The organism is Alteromonas lipotrueae (assembly GCF_019249255.1).
GTDB classification, from domain to species: Bacteria; Pseudomonadota; Gammaproteobacteria; order Enterobacterales; family Alteromonadaceae; genus Alteromonas; species Alteromonas lipotrueae.
This window is the reverse complement of sequence record NZ_JAESDJ010000037.1, coordinates 1-2696: the sequence shown is the minus strand read 5'-3', so window position 1 is coordinate 2696 and position 2696 is coordinate 1. Positions and strand designations below refer to the sequence as shown.

Sequence of the window (2696 nt, the reverse complement as noted above, 5' to 3'; positions counted from 1 at the left end):
ACTTCACTAAATTTCTGTAAGGAGAGGTGAGCTCCGCGAACCGAACGACCTTTTCTTACAGAAGTACTAAATTTTTGCCACTGGTAATTTCAAAGATTACCGGCCTAACTTAACTCAAAAGCAACGCTTCTGAGATTTTTTGTAAGGTGAAGCGAGCTCTGCGAGCTGAGCGACATTATCCTTACAAAAGAATTTATGCCCGAAGGTAAAACCTTCAGCCTAAACCACAATATAAAACTGTAGTTAGATTTGGTGGAGCCAGGCGGGATCGAACCGCCGACCTCCTGCATGCCATGCAGGCGCTCTCCCAGCTGAGCTATGGCCCCGTTGTGTCATAGTCACTATTGTGTGACTGTTCCGTGACAGCGGGGCGCATTCTAGGCATCCACCCCATTTATGTCAACGGTTTTTTTATGAATTTTCTCTGTTTGCTATAAAAGTAAGCGCTTTGTCGATTCTCTCGCCAACTTTCTCTTTTGACAGCAAATTAAGGGTTACATCTAAAGGCGGAGAATTGCCACTTCCGGTGGTAGCAACACGCAATGGCATCCCTACTTTACCCATACCCACTTCTAATTCTTCAGCTGTTGCGTTAATAGCAGCCTGAATATTTTCCGGCTCCCACGCTTCAATAGCCATCAACTTCTCTTTAACTAGCTCTAGTGGCCCTCGTGCTACTGGGCGTAAATGCTTTTTGGCAGCATTGGCATCAAATTCTTCATAATCTTGATAAAAGTAAGTAGAGATCTCAGCAAGTTCTTTTAACGTTTTTACTCTGTCAGCTTGAATGGCAATAACAGACTCGAGTGCTGGCCCCGCAGTTAAATCAACTTCTAACCCATCAAAGTGCCATTTTAAGTGTGTGGCAACTTCACTGGCTGGTAAGCTTTTAATGTAGTGCTGGTTCAACCAAATCAATTTTTCAGTATTAAATGCAGAAGCCGACTGACCAATTGCGTCTAAACTGAATAACTCAATCATTTCATCAAGAGTAAATATCTCTTGGTCACCATGTGACCACCCTAGCCTAACTAAATAATTCAGTACCGCTTGAGGTAAGAAGCCATCATCACGGTATTGCATAACACTTACTGCGCCATGACGTTTCGACAACTTTTTACCGTCATCACCTAAAATCATAGATACGTGAGCATATTCAGGTACAGGCGCACCTAATGCTTGCAGAATATTAATTTGACGGGGCGTGTTATTGATATGGTCTTCACCACGCACAACGTGTGTGATGCCCATATCCCAATCATCTACTACAACGCAGAAATTGTAAGTTGGCGTGCCGTCGGTGCGCTGAATGATTAAGTCATCCAATTCACTATTGTTAATTTCGATTTTACCGCGTACGTGGTCGGTAATAACAACCGTGCCTTCTAATGGCGTTTTAAAACGGATGACAAAAGGTTCGCCTTCGGGGTGATCTGTACGGTCACGCCATGTCCCCGGGTAACGAGGTTTTTCCCCACGTTCTTTCTGCGCTTCACGAATCGCATCCAGCTCTGCTGCACTCATAAAGCACTTATACGCTTTACCTTCGTCTAACAATTGTTGAATAAGCTCTTTATATCTGTCGAAACGATCAGTTTGAAAGATAGGACCGGTGTCCCAAGTCAAACCTAGCCATTGCATGCCATCTAAAATTGCTTGCTTCGCTTCTTCCGTAGAACGTTCAATGTCTGTATCTTCAATACGAAGTACAAATTCGCCGCCATTGTTTTTAGCAAGTAGCCAAGAATATAAAGCGGTGCGTGCGCCACCAACGTGAAGGTAGCCAGTAGGGCTTGGTGCAAATCGTGTTACAACCGACATGATAAAAACTCTCTATCTTTATTAGATTGTGAAATTGCGCGCATTCTACCAGTCTCCGCTTCACGACAAAAGCAGCACGATGCATTTGCTTGGCATATAGCTACCAATAGAAACTTATATTTATGCTTTAATGAAGTCTTGTTTGATAGCATGGCGTCGCATCACGCTTACAATTTCATCAATTCAGATAAAAAAAGGGCAAAATGTTCACTTTTCAGGCATACAGTCATTTTTCTTTCATTTTATTATTGACAGTATGAGAACCGACTCTATAATACCGCCCCACTTGCTTAGGCAAGATAATAAACAAGATGGACGCTTAGCTCAGTTGGGAGAGCATCGCCCTTACAAGGCGAGGGTCACTGGTTCAAGCCCAGTAGCGTCCACCACTTTTTTTGAAAGTGTATGGCAAGTGCCACTGGTTCAATAACTTCGTTACGAACCACAGCAGAAGTCCACCACTTTTTTTGAAAGTGTTTGGCGAGTGCCACTGGTTCAATAACTTCGTTACGATAACTTCGTTACGATAACTTCGTTACGATAACTTCGTTACGAACCATAGCAGACGTCACCAATTTTGTTTATTAGAAAAAGTATTCGGACGCTTAGCTCAGTTGGGAGAGCATCGCCCTTACAAGGCGAGGGTCACTGGTTCAAGCCCAGTAGCGTCCACCACTTTTTTTGAAAGTGTATGGCAAGTGTCACTGGTTCAACAACTTCGTTGCGAGCCACAGCAGACGTCCACCACTTTTTCAAATCAACTCTGATATATCGGACGCTTAGCTCAGTTGGGAGAGCATCGCCCTTACAAGGCGAGGGTCACTGGTTCAAGCCCAGTAGCGTCCACCACTTTTTTTGAAAGTGTATGGCAAGTG

1 protein-coding gene and 4 tRNA genes are annotated in these 2696 nt (G+C 43.8%); 3 read left to right on the top strand and 2 right to left on the bottom strand.

Annotated elements, in window-relative coordinates:
* Positions 1–250: 250 nt before the first annotated feature.
* Both KYS23_RS20530 and gltX read right to left on the bottom strand, forming a co-directional pair.
* A tRNA-Ala gene (locus tag KYS23_RS20530) sits at positions 251–326 on the bottom strand.
* Between the two features lie 85 nt (positions 327–411).
* Positions 412–1821, bottom strand: coding sequence for a glutamate--tRNA ligase (gltX, locus tag KYS23_RS20525; protein WP_218420076.1), 1410 nt, complete (start codon positions 1819–1821; stop codon positions 412–414).
* Positions 1822–2134: 313 nt separating this feature from the next.
* Here gltX and KYS23_RS20520 point away from each other — a divergent pair.
* The 3 genes from KYS23_RS20520 to KYS23_RS20510 all read left to right on the top strand — a co-directional run bounded on the left by KYS23_RS20520 (position 2135) and on the right by KYS23_RS20510 (position 2670).
* A tRNA-Val gene (locus KYS23_RS20520) sits at positions 2135–2210 on the top strand.
* A gap of 210 nt (positions 2211–2420) precedes the next feature.
* A tRNA-Val gene (locus KYS23_RS20515) sits at positions 2421–2496 on the top strand.
* A 98-nt stretch (positions 2497–2594) separates the two neighbouring features.
* Positions 2595–2670: transfer RNA gene (locus KYS23_RS20510), tRNA-Val, on the top strand.
* Positions 2671–2696 lie beyond the last annotated feature (26 nt).

What these genes read in the sequence shown, in the direction of transcription:
- gltX (WP_218420076.1), bottom strand. Translation starts at nt 1,821, where the DNA reads ATGTCGGTTGTAACACGATTTGCACCAAGCCCTACTGGCTACCTTCAC.